At 52.4% G+C, this 15987-nt stretch carries 14 protein-coding genes; 11 read left to right on the top strand and 3 right to left on the bottom strand.

Going from position 1 to position 15987, the window contains the following annotated elements:
* Positions 1 to 97 precede the first annotated feature (97 nt).
* The 4 genes from F556_RS0100725 (at position 98) to F556_RS0100710 (ending at position 4145) form a co-directional block, all read left to right on the top strand.
* A complete protein-coding gene (locus tag F556_RS0100725; RefSeq protein WP_020614957.1) occupies positions 98 to 718 on the top strand; it encodes a DUF4352 domain-containing protein in 621 nt (206 codons plus the stop codon).
* 328 nt (positions 719 to 1046) lie between these two features.
* The gene (locus tag F556_RS0100720) at positions 1047 to 2540 is read left to right on the top strand and encodes an Lsa family ABC-F type ribosomal protection protein (protein WP_020614956.1); all 1494 of its coding nucleotides are present in this window, start codon (positions 1047 to 1049) and stop codon (positions 2538 to 2540) included.
* Positions 2541 to 2625: 85 nt separating this feature from the next.
* Positions 2626 to 3480: an alpha/beta hydrolase family protein gene (locus tag F556_RS0100715; protein WP_245582997.1), complete on the top strand. Its 855-nt coding sequence runs from the start codon at positions 2626 to 2628 to the stop codon at positions 3478 to 3480.
* 20 nt (positions 3481 to 3500) lie between these two features.
* A complete protein-coding gene (locus F556_RS0100710) occupies positions 3501 to 4145 on the top strand; it encodes an SDR family oxidoreductase (protein WP_020614954.1) in 645 nt (214 codons plus the stop codon).
* A 25-nt stretch (positions 4146 to 4170) separates the two neighbouring features.
* Here the strand turns inward: F556_RS0100710 and F556_RS32970 are convergent, their stop codons facing one another.
* The 3 genes from F556_RS32970 to F556_RS0100695 form a co-directional block, all read right to left on the bottom strand.
* On the bottom strand, positions 4171 to 5148 hold the full coding sequence (locus F556_RS32970) for an arsenic resistance protein (protein WP_020614953.1): 978 nt from the start codon (positions 5146 to 5148) through the stop codon (positions 4171 to 4173).
* Between the two features lie 244 nt (positions 5149 to 5392).
* Positions 5393 to 7570, bottom strand: coding sequence for a heavy metal translocating P-type ATPase (locus F556_RS0100700; RefSeq protein ID WP_020614952.1), 2178 nt, complete (start codon positions 7568 to 7570; stop codon positions 5393 to 5395).
* 116 nt (positions 7571 to 7686) lie between these two features.
* Positions 7687 to 8745, bottom strand: a complete 1059-nt coding sequence (locus F556_RS0100695) for a flavin-containing monooxygenase (RefSeq protein WP_020614951.1) — start codon at positions 8743 to 8745, stop codon at positions 7687 to 7689.
* A 156-nt stretch (positions 8746 to 8901) separates the two neighbouring features.
* Between F556_RS0100695 and F556_RS35980 the strand changes: the two genes are divergently transcribed.
* From F556_RS35980 to nikC, 7 genes are all read left to right on the top strand, one after another.
* Positions 8902 to 9561 (top strand): copper resistance CopC family protein, encoded by a 660-nt coding sequence (locus F556_RS35980; protein WP_020614950.1) that lies wholly within the window; start codon positions 8902 to 8904, stop codon positions 9559 to 9561.
* Positions 9562 to 9660: 99 nt separating this feature from the next.
* Positions 9661 to 10026 carry an ArsR/SmtB family transcription factor gene (locus F556_RS0100685; protein WP_020614949.1) on the top strand — a complete coding sequence of 122 codons (366 nt, stop codon included), beginning with the start codon at positions 9661 to 9663 and terminating at the stop codon, positions 10024 to 10026.
* Between the two features lie 136 nt (positions 10027 to 10162).
* The gene (locus F556_RS0100680; RefSeq protein WP_020614948.1) at positions 10163 to 10372 is read left to right on the top strand and encodes a cation transporter; all 210 of its coding nucleotides are present in this window, start codon (positions 10163 to 10165) and stop codon (positions 10370 to 10372) included.
* A gap of 37 nt (positions 10373 to 10409) precedes the next feature.
* The gene (locus tag F556_RS0100675; protein WP_020614947.1) at positions 10410 to 12836 is read left to right on the top strand and encodes a heavy metal translocating P-type ATPase; all 2427 of its coding nucleotides are present in this window, start codon (positions 10410 to 10412) and stop codon (positions 12834 to 12836) included.
* 41 nt (positions 12837 to 12877) lie between these two features.
* Positions 12878 to 13411, top strand: coding sequence for a YdhK family protein (locus F556_RS0100670; RefSeq protein ID WP_020614946.1), 534 nt, complete (start codon positions 12878 to 12880; stop codon positions 13409 to 13411).
* 791 nt (positions 13412 to 14202) lie between these two features.
* Positions 14203 to 15135 (top strand): nickel ABC transporter permease, encoded by a 933-nt coding sequence (gene nikB / locus F556_RS0100665; RefSeq protein ID WP_020614945.1) that lies wholly within the window; start codon positions 14203 to 14205, stop codon positions 15133 to 15135.
* Between the two features lie 27 nt (positions 15136 to 15162).
* The gene (nikC, locus tag F556_RS0100660) at positions 15163 to 15981 is read left to right on the top strand and encodes a nickel transporter permease (RefSeq protein WP_020614944.1); all 819 of its coding nucleotides are present in this window, start codon (positions 15163 to 15165) and stop codon (positions 15979 to 15981) included.
* Positions 15982 to 15987 lie beyond the last annotated feature (6 nt).

Below are 15987 nucleotides of genomic sequence, written 5' to 3'. Positions count from 1 at the left end.
ATAGATGGCGCGGAAAAAATGTTATATCCCATGTTTTGGGTTAGTGTCATAAGGGTAATATCACGCGTACTAAATGTTAGTCTGGAGGGATTATATTTTGAAGAAATGGGTACCACTAGCCACATCCATTTGTCTCAGTGCCGTATTGCTTGCCGGATGTGGAAACGAAGAAATCAATCAACTCAACGAACCGGAAACGATTAATGACCCAGTGAATGGAACAACCCCGAATAATGCGGAAACTCCGGCTAATGCAGAACCTGATCCATCAGAGGATGAGGAGAACAACACCTCCTCCACATCACAGGACCAGAGCGGCATGGCCATCGGGGATACCGCGGAGGTTGAGTCCAATGTTGATCATTTCAAAATTACGTTGGACGATGTGCGCTTTATTGGTGACTATGAGGGCACGATGTCCGAATTTGATGACTTCGCAATCGTACAGTATACGGTAGAGAATTTATCCGACGAACCGCTAGATGCGTATGAGGCCATCTACAAATTCGAACTGGATGGACTGACGGATATCTCTGCGGGCCTTGACAGCTTCGAGCCGATTAGCGGCCAACTGCAGACAGGGGAAACAGCGACAGGAGAAGCCATTTATTACACTTATGAAGAAACGGAGCATCAGATTGCCGTGAGCCCTGGTATCGCATCAGTTGGTGGAATCGATGATATCTCCTGGGACTTCGAGAGAACCCCCCATGAATAGAGCCACTGGTTGAATTATGTGTGCAGCTATGGTATTATACCGTTAACTTTGAAACGAACGGGAGTGAATGGAGAATGTAAAAAACTTTCTTGCCGAAGACAACGATGAATAAAACAGCCTGCTGTTTTATTGTGTTGCCGCAAGAAAGTTATACATTCTTCCCCACTCATTTATAGGGTTTGGCTTATCCATCTTGACGTGTACGTTGCCTATTGTTGGGCATGCGTGCAGCCGAATTTGGGGAACGCTGAACGGTCATTCGTGAGAGCTGTGGGAAGGGTAACCTTCTTGCAGCTCTTTTTATTACGAATGAGCGGAGGGATTGCCTATGTCTTTGATTCAAGTGAGTCATCTGACCTTTGCCTATGACGGCAGTTACGATTATATTTTTGAGGATGCCAGCTTTCAGATTGATACGGATTGGAAGCTTGGCTTTACCGGACGCAATGGCCGTGGTAAAACCACATTCATGAAACTGCTGCTCGGCGAGCTGGAGTATCGGGGGACGATTAGTGCCGATGTCCAGTTTGATTATTTCCCATATCCAGTGGAGCATCCCGAGTACCTGACCCTGGATGTGGTCACAGATCGAATCCCCGATCTGGAGCAGTGGCAGCTGCAGCGCGAGCTATCCCTGCTGAAGGTGTCGGATGATGTACTGTATCGGCCGTTCAATACGCTTTCTAACGGGGAGCAGACAAAAGTAATGCTGGCCGCGCTATTCCTGCAGGAGCATCGCTTTCTGCTCATTGACGAGCCAACCAACCATCTGGATTTGCATGCCCGGCAGCTCGTCAGTGACTATTTGCGCACCAAACAGGGGTATATTCTGGTCTCTCATGACCGGACTTTTCTAGATAACTGCGTGGATCATATTCTCTCGATTAACCGAGCAAGTATTGAGGTGCAAAAGGGCAACTTCTCGGACTGGTGGGAAAACAAGCAGCGTCAGGATCAATACGAATTAGCGGAGAATGACAAGCTGCGCAAGGATGTTAAACGGCTCAATGAAGCAGCCAAGCGGACAAACGAATGGTCGCATGAAGTGGAAAAATCGAAAAACGGGACACGCAACTCCGGCTCCAAGCTGGATAAAGGGTATGTGGGCCATAAAGCAGCGAAGATGATGAAACGCTCCAAATCAATGGAGCGAAGGCAACAGGCGGCTTTGGACGAGAAATCCAAGCTGCTCAAAAACCTAGAGACGTCAGACAGCCTCAAGCTGACGCAGCTCACTTACCACAAATCCAGGCTCGCGGAGCTGTTAGATGTTAGTATTCGGTATGATGATCACCTTGTGTGCCAGGACGTGAGCTTCTCCATCGAGCAAGGAGACCGGATTGCGCTGACAGGTCCCAATGGCTCGGGCAAGTCGAGTCTGCTGAAGCTGCTGCTTGGCGAGCCGATTCAGTATAACGGCACATTGCATAAGGGCAGTCAGTTACGCATCTCTTATGTATCGCAAGACACGTCTCACTTGGCGGGGGATTTAACCGACTATGCAATGCGCTATGGAGTCGACGAAAGTCTGTTTAAAGCGATTCTGCGGAAGCTTGATTTTGCCCGGGTCCAGTTCGAAAAAGATATGAGCGACCTGAGCGGCGGTCAAAAGAAAAAAGTGCTACTCGCCAGAAGTCTCTGTGAAGAAGCGCACTTGCACATCTGGGATGAGCCGCTCAACTTCGTCGACGTTATCTCCCGAATGCAAATCGAGGCATTGTTGCTGGAGCATCAACCTACCTTGCTCTTCGTCGAGCATGACCGAGCGTTTGTCGAGCAGATGGCTACAAAAACCGTCACTCTCACAAGAGGCATGGAATAAGATGCTTGACCCAAAGCGTGATATACTAAAAATCAGTGTAAGTAATTATCATCCTCTAAATTCTGAATAAAGGAAGGTGGATGGATTGAGCGATTCTGATTTGCGAATGGAGCCATTCGAGTTAAGTCTTGGGCCCGATGTCACGATACGAGGAGAGGTGCGGGTGAAGCGCGAGAGTGGGACCAAACCGGTCCTACTCCTCATCCACGGCTTTAAAGGCTTTAAGGATTGGGGATTTTTCCCCTTTGCTGCTGAGCATTTTGCTTTGCAGAACTGGGCCGTCGTCACGTTCAATTTGTCTCATAATGGCGTGAACGTGACGGATTTTGATGAACTGGACAAGTTTGGGCGCAACACGTATTCGCGGGAGCAGGAGGATATAGCGGCCATTACAGCTGCCCTCTCAGATGGTAAACTGCCAATGTCCGAATACCTCGATGCGGATCAATTATTCGTTGTGGGCCACAGCCGGGGCGGCGGGAATGCGGTGCTGTTCGCGGCAGATCATCCGGACTTGGTGCGAGGTGTTGTCACCTGGAATGGCGTCGGACGTGCGGATCTTTTTACAGCGGAATTTCGAGAGCAGGTACTGCGTGATGGGGTCGGGTATGTTGCCAATGCAAGAACGAAGCAGGATATGCCTATCGAATCAGTCTTTTTCGAGGATTTGGATCAGCATCAAGAGCGTTTCAATATTCCAGAGCGGTTAGCTGGCATGTCTACGCCGGTCCTTTGTATTCAAGGGCTGCAGGATAGCGAGCGGTTGGTGAACGGGTTTCGTACTCTGCAGCAGGCAGCGCCGCAACATCGATTTGCAGAATTGGCTGGAGCGGATCACACGTTTGGAGCCAAGCATCCTTTTGTAAGAAAAACCGATGACTTGGAGCGAGCCTTAGCGATAACAGGTGCTTTTTTTGCTCCGCTGTTAGAACGTAAATAAGAAGGGGGATGGGAATCCGAATGAAGGTACTTATCGTTGGGGCAAACGGAAAAGTCGGGCGCTTGCTGGTTGAGCTGCTGAAGGCGGGAGGCAAGCATACGCCAATTGCCATGGTGCGTTCGCAGGAACAGGCAGACGCTCTGGAAGCCTCTGGTGTAGCAACGGTGATCGCCGATCTGGAATCCACTGTGGAGCAACTGGTATCTGTCGTTCATGGACATGATGCGATTGTCTTTACGGCTGGATCCGGTGCCCATACTGGCTATGATAAGACGATCCTGATCGATCTGGATGGAGCGGTTAAGGTGATGGAGGCGGCAGAGCAGGCAGGAGTCAAGAGGTTTGTGATGGTAAGCGGATTCGGCGCAGACCGGCGAGAGGCCTGGTCTGATGCCATACGGCCGTATCATGCAGCCAAACACTATGCCGACCGCCTGCTGGCTGCCAGTACGCTGGACTATACCATTCTGCGGCCGGGGCGGCTATTGGATGAGCCAGGAACGGGTATGATCAGCATCGAGGAAGGCATGGAACGCGGCTCCATCCCACGCGAGGACGTGGCTGGCGTGATCGCAGCAGTGTTGGAATCGCCGGCAACGATCCGCCAATCGTATGATTTGCTCTCGGGCAAGCAATCGATCGGAGATGCCATCGCAGCGATTTAAAGCGACTATATAAGAGAGGTCAAGCTTAGCCTACAGGGCTCTGCTTGGCCTCTTCTGTATTGGACGGAAATAAACGCGGGATAAGTCGGATATAGACCAGTTCTCCGGCTAGCTCCACCAGCGTTTGGGTGACGATGACTGCGGCGACTAATCCTCCGACGGGATCAGGAAGAGCCAGGGCAATCGGCAGCACGACCAGGGAATTGCGGGTCCCTGCACTGAAAGCCAAGGTTCGTCCATAAGCAGGGCTTAGCCTGAACAAAGCTGCGATCCAGCGGGAGAGCAGCGGACTGATCATCATGAACGCAATGTAGATGGGGAGGACGGGCAACAATTCACTCAGGGAAGCGTACACTTTACCAATCTGAGAAGCAACAACTGCAAGTAGGGTCAGTGCCATGAAGGGTACCGGCAGCCAGGCCGTTGCTTCCATGAGCTGCGGCCCTCGCTGTGGGTGTCGGCGAGCCCAAGCTTGCGAACCAATGGCAAGCAGGAGAGGAAGCACGATTAATGTAAGGAAAGCCTCCATAAACGGCTTTAACTGCATCAGGGATGCAGCATCCCTCCCAAGGAATAACCATAGGTACACCGGCAGCAATGCCATCTGAGTGACGAATAGCATCGGTGTCGCCATCAGCATGAGCTTGGCATCGCCGCGGCCGAGATGGGTGAACACAATAACATAGTCAATACAGGGTGTGAGCAACACCAGATATACCCCGAGCAGCAGTGGTGGGTGGTCCGGCAGCAGCTGCGCAAGTCCCCAGACGAGCAGGGGAACAGCGATGTAATTGGCAACCATCAGCGCGACCATGAATCGCCGCTGGGTCCAGGTCTCGCCCATGCTTAAGAATGGGATCTGCGAGAACATCCCATATAGTAAAAGCCCCAGAATGACCGGGGTGGCCGTACCGAACCAGGCCCCCGTGTCGGGCCACAGCCACCCGATGATTCCGGCGAGTAGCAGAGCAAGAAGATATACGGGGATTTGGTATCGTTCCATTTTCTCTCTCATCATTTAATCCTCACGTTCAGATAGCTGCATTAGTAATCACACAAAGGCTATCATACCACAGGTTTGCTCCTCTGTATGGTGGTTGTACTCTGGAGGCTTGGCTAACGAAACGTGGTAACGTTATTGGGTTCTAATTGGGCAGTTTTGAATGCTAAGGAAACGATTAGCGGAGAGTATCGTCATTATAAACAAACTCCCCGCCATACGGATGGCGGGGAGGATCGGGGAGGGGTCAGTCTGATTGCTTCTTGCCCTGGATGAGAATGGTCAGGCTGACCAGTGTGACGAAGATCGTCGCGCCCATGTCAGAGAGAATCGCGATCCAGAGGGTGAGCCACCCCGGAATGGTGAGGAGCAGCGCAATGATCTTGAGTCCCAGGGAGACAATGATATTGAAACGAATAATGCGATTGACCCGCCGGGAGACAGATACGGCCTCCGGCAGCTTGCCTAAGTGGTCCTGCATAAGCACAATATCCGCCGTCTCAATCGCACTGTCGGTGCCCTTGCCCATTGCAATGCCAAGCTGGGCCGAGGCGAGAGCAGGTGCGTCATTGATGCCGTCGCCGATCATGGCCACTTGCCCCTTGGCTGCAAGCTCCTTGATCCGGCTTACTTTATCCTCTGGCAGCAAACTGCCATAGTAGTTGGAGACGCCGACGGCAGCCGCGACCTTCTCTGCTGTCTTCTGGTGATCTCCCGTCAGCATGACGGTTTGCTTGATCCCCAGCTTATGCAGAGCAGCAATGACCCCACGACTCTCGGAGCGGATTTCGTCGGCAATGCCGAATAGTCCGAGGACGCGGGAGCTGTCCGCTACCAATACAAGCGTCAACCCCTCCTGCTTCAGCTCATCAATTCGTTGCTGCACGTGGTGTGGAATCTCGATATGTCGTATGCTGCCTTCGTTACCGAGCCAGTACTCTTCGCCGTCGATCCGAGCTTGAATGCCGCGTCCGCTGAGGGTACGGATTTCATCGGCCGGAGTGAATACAGTCTTGTGTTGCTCAACCTCCCGCATGATGGCTTTGGCCAGCGGGTGGGAGGAGGACTGCTCGATGGCGCCTGCAAAGCGCAGGAAGTTCGTATCGTCGTAGCTTTCCATGCGGGCGACATGCGGTTCACCTTTGGTCAGCGTACCCGTTTTGTCAAAGGCCAATGTATCGATTTTGCCCAACTGCTCCAGGAAGACGCCGCCTTTGACGAGGACACCGTTCCTTGCATTGCGCGTAATTCCCGACACAATGGCAATAGGTGAAGAGAGGATTAGGGCACAGGGACAACCGACAATCAGGACCGATAGACCTTGATAGAGCCAGGTTTGCCAGTCTCCTCCGGCTAGGAGGGGCGGCAGGACCATAACCAGCAGTGCGACGACCATAATAAGCGGCGTGTAGTACTTGGCAAACCGGTTAATGAACAGCTCAGTCGGCGTCTTGGTTTCCTGGGCCTCTTGGACAAGATGCAGAATCTTGGCCAGGGAGGAGTCTTCATAGGCTTTGGTTATCTCTACGAGAAGCAGACCTTCGTTGTTGATGGCACCGCCATAGACCGATTCGCCGGCTTCTTTCTCAATAGGGAGCGATTCACCGGTAATCGCCGCTTCGTTCACCGAGCTCTTACCTTCAGAGACGATACCATCGGATGGAATTTTGTCGCCCGGCTTGATTTTGACGAGATCGCCTACCTGAAGTGAAGCAATGGGAACGACCTGCTCCTGCCCGCCCTGAATGCGAATCGCTTCCTTGGGTGCGACTTGCAGAAGAGTTTCCATAGAACGACGCGCCTTCTCCATACCGTACCCTTCGAGCAATTCATTGAGGCCAAAGAGAATGGCAACCAGCGTAGCTTCCTTCCATTCACCAATTGCAACGGCTCCGATCAGTGCAATGGTCATGAGCGTATCAATGGTGAATTTGAATCGGAACAGGTTTTTGAGTCCGCGCAGGAACGTCGTGTATCCGCTAATGGCGGTTGCGGCAAGATACAGAAGGATTACCGCCTGCCTCTCCAACGTGCCGTCCAAAACAAGAGCTGCCGCATAGATGACAGATGAGGCAATGAGCAGCTTCAGCATCTTGTTGCCTCCGGCATGACTGTGATCATGTTCGTGATCATGGTCATGCCCACTATGGGCGTGAGAATGACTGTGGCTGTGCCCGTGGGTTGCGTGTCCCTCGTCTGCTGCAGCCGTTTCTTCGTGTGCCTGCGACAAGCTAGAGGATATATAGGCGCCATCCGATTTTAGAATTCGCTTTACCTCAGTCATTGACACTCCCGGATGGACCGTTAATTTGCCGGAATTGTAGCTGAGTCGGGTCTCGCCGCCATGCTCCAGCTGCTTGAGTTCGTCTTCAATGCGCTGGGCGCAGCCTGCACAGGAGAGGCCTTTAATCCGATATTCATTCATGAGGCCACCGCCTTTCAGTTAATACATGAACATTTGCTCATATAATATACGAGCACGCGAAAAATGTCAATTGTAGCGTTCCCCGTCCCGTACATTCCTATGTTTGTATGAAACGTTTAGACAGGCCGCTGATCAGCGATAATCATATGAACAACTGCTTGGGCATCCTTCCCTACGCCGCCGAGGAGGGCAGAGCTTCTGCGGGTCTGCCAGGGCTGACCGATAACGAATAATCCATTAACAGGCGAGCGTCCACCATGCTGAATCAATGAGCTATTATGATCTAATGCACCAGGTACGTGAATCCAGGGATAATTCGGTCTAAATCCAGTACTCCAGATTATGTTGTCGTAGCGCCCCTTGCTACCGTCCTCAAACACGATCGAGTCTCCATTTACGCCCACTGCTTTGGGAACTTGGCGAATGACGCCGCGGCGGATCGCACGCCCGAACGCCATGCCGAATATGGGATCCGGCCGTTTTCGTATCCGTTGCCCGATCGCTGACTCGGGAGAAGCGGACAATAGACCAAGTTTATCGAACCAGAAAAAAATGCTCTTGCCCAGCAACCGAAGCGGCAGCGATACGGGATTATGGGCCGTTGCAATGGATACTTGGTGAAGTCTAGATAATTCCAATGCTATTTGTGCGCCAGAATTGCCGGCTCCGACAACGAGGGCGTTCCCTTTTCTCAACTGCTCGGGGTTCTGATATTCCGAAGAATGGACCTGGAAAACCGATTCAGGCAGCATGCTAGCATAATCAGGCACACGGGGCTCTTGAAACGGACCTGTGGCAATAATAACTTGGCGCGCGCGATAAGCGGCATGTTTCGTCTGAATGAGATAAACAGAACCCTTCGTTTCAATCGAGAGGACCTGACTATCCAGTTGAATAGGCAAATTAAAATGATCGGCGTAAGCAGCCAAATAATCCGCGGTCTCGTCCTTGGTTGGCAGCCCGTCCCGCGACCCGGGAAATGGCATGCCAGGCAAGCTGCTGTACCCCCGGGGGGTAAATAACACCAAGGACGCATATCTATTGCGCCACGCATCACCTACCTTGTGATGAAGATCCAGAATAAGAAAACGTCGATCCGTTTGTGCCAAGTAATAACCTGCGGCCAAGCCGGCTTGACCGCCACCAACAACAATCACATCATACACATCATTCATGATGAATCCCCCTGAACCATATTGAGGAACATCATAGCACAACATATGCCAATATGTGAATAAGTGTTCATATGTAATTTTCATAATATCGACTCAGACCCGTGTCTCTCGATTTGTTATAATGAACCTATCTACATAGAATGTGAGGTTGAGGAAATGAACACGCGTTTTCGTTGGCTGACTTTGGGAATCATTGCGATTATCACGTGGGGGCTGCTCGGAACCGGAAGTCTCTACGCGCATACTACACTGACTTCGGCTAACCCGGAGCCGGACTCGACAGTAACGGAAGAACTGCAGGAGATTGTGCTGACGTTTAACACGGATGTTGATGCAACAAGCACATTTACGCTTTTGTTGGACGGAGCCGAGCAGGCATTGGGTTCAATTGAGGTCGAAGGACAATATGTACGCGGGGTAATCGATCAGCCGCTGCCCAATGGTGATTATAACGTGGCCTGGCGAATCGTCGGCGAGGATGGACATCCTATTCAAAGTGAATATGGCTTCACCCTGTCTGCTCCCGAGCCAGAGCTGGCAGAAGAACCGGTAGACGAACCAGCAGAGCAGCCAGCAGAAGAGCCTGCCGAGGAACCCGTACAAAATGATGCAAATCTGGAGCCAACCAATGAGGGAGTCACCGATCCAGCGGCACCAGACAACGCTGGAACTACAGAAAACGAAGCGCCAGCCCATGAGTCATCAGAGGAAGCCACGGCTTCGGCTAACTCAACCTGGATCTGGGTCGTAGTTGGCGCAGTCGTAGTTGTAGCACTGGGATTGGTTTTGAGCCGGGCAAGCAGGCGAAAGCGCTAGTTCAATGCAAGGTTCGACCTCTGCGAATTTGACGAAGCACTGCCTTAAGTGTAATCTTTCTGATATAATAGAGAGACGAACGAAAGGCGGTGTTGGACGATGAACAAAACCTTGGATGAGCAATGTGAAGATACCTGTGGGGGAACTGAGGTCAATGTACAGGTATTGAGAACCCAGCGCCTGGAGGAAGATACAGCGGTCGAGTTAGCGGATTTGTTCAAAGCGCTCGGCGATCCTACACGCGTAAAGATGATCCACGCTCTGCTCGACCATGAGTTATGCGTCCACGATATTTGCGAGGTGCTGGGGATGGCTCAGTCAGCCGTATCCCATCAACTGCGCTACCTGCGCAATGTCCGGATCGTCAAGCGTCGCAAAGAAGGCAAGACAGTCTATTACTCACTTGATGATGAACATGTCAAACAGATTTTCCTGCAGACAATGAGTCATTTGCAGCATGGCTGAGATGAAGAGTTTCTACATTTGTGGAGACTCTTTTTTTATTGACAAATATAGTGTAGGGGGGTATAGTAAGTGGCATGAGAGTGAAAGGGAATTCCCCTTTTTGCCATACTAATCAGTAGAAGGAGCTGGATATACCATGCAAACTATTACTTTACATGTTAAGGGCATGTCTTGCGGGCACTGCGCCAATGCCATTCAACAAGCACTGACCGAGATTGGTGCGAAGGGTCAGGTCAACCTGGAACAGGCAGTTGTCAGTGCGACATATGAAGAGAGCAAGATTAGCGTCTCTGCTATCAAAGAAGCGATTGAAGAGCAGGGTTATGAAGTAGTCAGCGCCGGGTAATGAGCAGCAACCAGATGCGGACAGGGGTGATCAACAGATGCAACAACCATCACAGCTTAAACAAAGCGCTGTGCAGATCTCGGGGATGACCTGTGCTGCATGCGCCAACCGGATTGAGAAGGGGCTCGGCAGACTCGAAGGTGTGGAACAAGCCAATGTCAATTTTGCGTTGGAACGGGCCACAATTTCCTATGATCCAGTTCAGACCAGTCCGGAAGCCATAGAGCAAAGGATAGAAAAGCTCGGTTATGGAACGGTTAAGGAAAGTGTTGAATTGGTACTGTCCGGCATGACCTGCGCTGCCTGTGCCACCCGAATCGAGAAGGGGCTGAACAAGCTGCCTGGAGTCTCAGACGCGACAGTCAATTTTGCCTTGGAGACTGCTCATGTCTCGTATCATCCAGGGGATGTAACGGTGGGAGAAATCCAACAGCGTGTGGCAAAGCTTGGTTACCAAGCAGCTCCAAAGCAGGATCAACCCGATCAAGAGACTAGACGGTCGCAGGACATTGCACGAGGTTGGCGGCGGTTTCTCATTTCGGCTATCCTGTCGGTCCCTTTGTTATGGGCGATGGTCACTCATTTCTCGTTCACCTCCTGGATTTGGATGCCCGATTTATTCATGAATCCATGGTTTCAACTGGTCCTTGCGGCACCGGTCCAGTTCTATATCGGACTCCCGTTCTATACAGGGGCCTACAAGGCGCTGCGCAATAAGAGCGCCAATATGGATGTTCTCATCGCGTTAGGCACATCTGCTGCTTTTTTCTATAGTGTGTATTTGTCCATCCTCTGGGCAGCAGAGGGGAGTCCTGGACATCACGGGCCGGATCTGTATTTTGAGACGAGTGCTGTGCTGATCACACTGGTCGTGCTTGGCAAATTGTTCGAGACAAGAGCCAAGGGAAGGACGTCGGAGGCGATCAAGAAACTGATGGATCTCCGCGCAACGACCGCACTAGTCATACGGGACGGTCGTGAGCAATCGGTGGCTCTGGAGGAAGTTGTGGCCGGCGATCTCATCCTGGTCAAGCCCGGGGAGAAGATCCCTGTGGACGGTGAGGTGCTGGAGGGGAACTCTGCTGTAGACGAGTCCATGCTGACAGGTGAGAGTATTCCAGTGGAGAAGCGTCCAGGCGATGCTGTAATCGGTGCAACGGTTAACAAGAATGGACGTCTCAAGCTAAGCGCGACCAAAGTCGGAAAGGATTCGTCATTGGCCCAAATTATTAAGGTTGTCGAGGAAGCGCAGGGCTCGAAGGCACCTATCCAGCGCGTAGCAGACCGGATCTCGGGTATCTTCGTTCCTGTGGTGGTAGCCATTGCGCTCATTTCCTTCGCCATCTGGTACCTGCTAGTTACACCAGGCGAGTTCGGAAATGCTCTGGAAATTGCCATTGCTATCCTGGTCATTGCCTGCCCTTGCGCGCTTGGTCTGGCGACCCCGACCTCCATTATGGCTGGCTCTGGACGAGCCGCCGAAATGGGCGTCCTGTTCAAGGGTGGTGAACATCTGGAATCCACGCATCGGATTGACACAATCATCCTGGATAAGACGGGGACGGTGACCAAGGGCGAACCGGAGCTAACGGATGTCGTGACTGCAGGCTTGGACGAGAATGAGCTGCTGCGTCTTGCCGGTGCCGCTGAGAAGGGGTCTGAGCATCCGCTGGCAGAAGCGATTGTCAGAGGCGTGCAGGAGCGGGGCATCCATCTGCCGGAAGCTACCGAATTCGAGGCTATACCCGGACATGGGATTCGAGCCCTTGTAGAAGGAAGAACCATTCTGGCTGGCACCCGCCGCCTGATGGCCAAATACGAAGTCTACCCGGCCGACGCGCTGGATACAATGACCCGTCTGGAAGAGCAGGGGAAAACGGCGATGCTGGTGGCCATAGATGGGCAGTATGCAGGGATGGTTGCCGTTGCGGATACGATCAAAGCGACCTCCAGAGAAGCCGTTAGCCGGTTGAAACGTATGGGACTGGAAGTAATCATGATCACCGGCGACAATGCCCGCACCGCCCAGGCCATTGCCTCACAGGCAGGGATTGATCATGTACTGGCAGAAGTGCTGCCGGAAGGAAAAGCCGACGAGGTGAACAAACTGCAGGCCCAGGGGCGAAAGGTGGCTATGGTAGGTGACGGCATCAATGATGCGCCTGCGCTGGCAGCTGCAGACATCGGGATGGCGATGGGGACCGGAACCGATATAGCCATGGAAGCGGCAGATGTCACATTGATGCGAGGGGATCTGAACAGCATTGCCGATGCGATCGGGATGAGCCGCAAGACGATGCGCAATATCCGGCAGAATCTGTTCTGGGCACTTGCTTATAACTCAGGTGGCATTCCGATTGCCGCCATTGGCCTGCTGGCTCCATGGGTCGCAGGCGCAGCGATGGCCTTCAGCTCCGTCTCGGTTGTGCTGAATGCGCTGCGGTTGCAGCGGGTCAAGCTGTAGGCCAACTAGGCGAACCATACGAATCTGGAGGCGAAAATATAATGAATTGGCGTTGGATAAGCATCGTTCTCGTAGTGATGCTGTTGCTAGGTGCTTGCGGCAAAGCAGGGCCAGCAGATCATGACGGACACGATGCGATGAACCATTCATCATCTGGCGATCTCCCAGAAGGCTTGCAGACGGCAGCGGCCCCCCGTTATCCAGCAGGTAGTCGAGCCATCATCCGGGCGGATCACATGCCGGGGATGGACGGGGCAGAGGCCACTATCGTTGGGGCCTATGAAACAATAGTCTATATTGTTTCGTATTCGCCTCAGTCAGGCGGGGAGCCGGTTACCGGTCATCAATGGGTCATCCATGAAGAGATTGCAGATGCGGCCCCCGAGTCTTATCGTCCAGGCGATCAAGTCACTCTCGAGGCAGATCATATGGCAGGAATGGAGGGAGCCGTAGCAACAATTGATGCTGCGGAAGCTACCACGGTCTATATGGTTGACTACGAACAAACAACAGACGGAGAGCAGGTCCGCAATCACAAATGGGTTACCGAATCGGAGCTTGCCGATTTGGAGTAAAGAGAGGAAGCCGCGAGAGATCGCGGTTTTTTTGTATTCTAAATCATCTTAGGGTTCTGTAGGGTTTGAGTGGGTATGGATGGTTAAGCGGCGGGGTGGGGGAAGAGTAGATAGTAGGTTGTTGAGCTAATAAGGACAAAAATACACTTAAATCTAGCCACAGTGACGATGATCCAGCTCGTAAGGACAATAATGCAGTTAATATCGCTGATATAACCATATAATTCCATAAACGAGCGAAATAGTTGTACTTTTGACTCTAACTGCGTTTCGTCGCTAGTATCGTGAGCTAGTAACTGTACTTTTGTCTTTAATGGGCGTAAATCTATTCCTGGACCAAACAAGCCGCTTCATAGAACGCTCGTCCGGAGCTTTAAACACTGATGAACATTATGAAATGCGGGTTGCACAGTGGTGTTGGCACAATTTCCCTCTCAGTGTTTTGCTAACGCGTCGTTAACTTTAACGGCCACCACAGCACCTATTCAGCTCGGAATTGGCTGTTTGAGATTCTAACGGACATGAGCGCACCTATTTCTACTTTTTTGAGAGCATGCCAACGGATTTGGGTCAAATAGCGGCAACTGTGTCCGTTAGCCCTGAAACCACTATCAAATCGGTGAAATAAGCGTCTCGGTGGCCGTTAGAGCTGGAGGGGGCTTAGGGAGAACTGAGGAATGACGGCCATCTAGGACTAGCGTTCATCTAGAAAATTGGATGCAGGGTCTTTTCATTTTTAAAACCCGTGTTATAATGATAATCGTTACGATTACAATGTAAGGAGTGGCTGAATGTTTGCTCGTTATCTGATCCAGCGGATTGGACAAGTCATCCCCGTCCTTCTGGGCATTTCGGCGATATCCTTCCTCCTGATGCATCTGACACCCGGTGATCCAGCCGAAATTATGTTACGAGCCGATGGCATCCAGCCTACTCAGGAAGCTATTGCAATGACCCGGATTACACTGGGACTCGACCGCTCCATTCCTGAACAATATCTGAGCTGGTTGGTTCAGCTGCTACAGCTGGATCTTGGCATCTCGTATAGCAGTGGGAGACCGGTCATGTCGGAGCTGATGATGCGGTTTCCGGCCACAGCACTGCTCGCAGGAGGCGCGTTGGCTGCAGCGATGTTGATCGCCTTGCCCCTTGGGATTGGATCTGCCCTGTATCCCGGCAGTTGGCTGGATCGGCTGGGCAGGTTAATCGCTATGGCCAGTGCGTCGATGCCGGGGTATTGGCTGGGTTTGCTGCTGCTGTATTACGGTGCCGTCAAGCTGAAGCTGTTTCCCGTAATGGGTATGGAGGGCGCTCGAAGCATCGTGTTGCCCGCCTTAACGTTGGGCTGCGGCATGGCGGGTATCTATATCCGACTCATTCGTGCGAATCTGCTGGAGGAACTGGGCAAGCTGTACGTCACAGCTGCCAGAGCCAAGGGGCTTCCAGAATGGCAGATCATTAGCAGTCATGCCCTCCGGAATGCTGTGCTGCCAAGCCTTACCCTCCTGGGTATCCAAACGGCCAGCCTGTTAGGGGGATCCGTAATCATCGAGAGCATCTTCTCTTGGCCGGGTATTGGAAAGTACGCCGTGGATGCGATTTTTGCCAAGGATTATATCGTGATCCAGGGCTATGTATTTATGATGGCCGTTATCGTTGTGATGGTTAATCTGATCGTGGACCTCATCCAACTGCTGCTGGACCCGCGTCTAAGACTGCGTTAATGGAAGCTACTGAAGGGAACGTACATCATGTCTGGAATCAAAAACAATTACGGGATCCGGCTCGGTTTAGTCATCGTCCTGGCCTATGGACTGATTGCCTTGTTCGCTCCCTGGCTCGCTCCGGCCGATCCGCTGCACGTTCAGATGTCTCATAAGCTGGAGCTTCCCTCCTGGAGTTATCCGCTGGGTACGGATCATCTGGGCAGGTGCGTGTTGTCGCGGCTCATTTACGGCACGCGTACTTCACTTCTTTATACACTGGCAGTCCTGGCGTCTGTCTTTGCCATTAGCATCCCCGTCGGACTGATTGCTGGCTACGCAGGTGGACGTATCGATCAAGCCATCATGCGGCTCATTGATGTCTTGTTGGCCTTTCCCAGTCTGATCCTGTCACTAGCGATTACCGCTATGCTTGGGCCTAGCATGCCCAACCTCTTGCTGTCATTCGCTGCGGTATGGTGGGCCGGTTACGCCCGGGTCATTCGCAGTGTCGTACTGCAGATCAGAAGCCGTGACTATATCCAGGCGGCCATTGCCTCCGGCAGTTCTCATGGAACGATTATGGTGCGTCATATTCTGCGCAATGCCGCCCGGCCGATTCTCGTGCTGGCTTCGGTCGAGGTCGGGACGATCTTGCTGGCGATTGCAGGCTTGTCCTTCCTGGGACTTGGCGCGCAGCCGCCCGTCCCGGAGTGGGGAGTCATGCTGAGCGACAGCCGGCCCTACATGCAGACCGAGCCAAGACTGCTGCTCTATCCCGGCATAGCGATCATGATTGCGGTACTGGGATTCAATCTGGTGGGCGAAGGACTGCGTGAGCAGCGCAAGGATGCTCGTGCGGCATAGAACCAA

Origin of the sequence: Paenibacillus daejeonensis DSM 15491, assembly GCF_000378385.1 — a bacterium.
GTDB lineage: Bacteria > Bacillota > Bacilli > Paenibacillales > Paenibacillaceae > Paenibacillus_D > Paenibacillus_D daejeonensis.
This window is presented reverse-complemented; position numbering and strand designations above follow the sequence as displayed.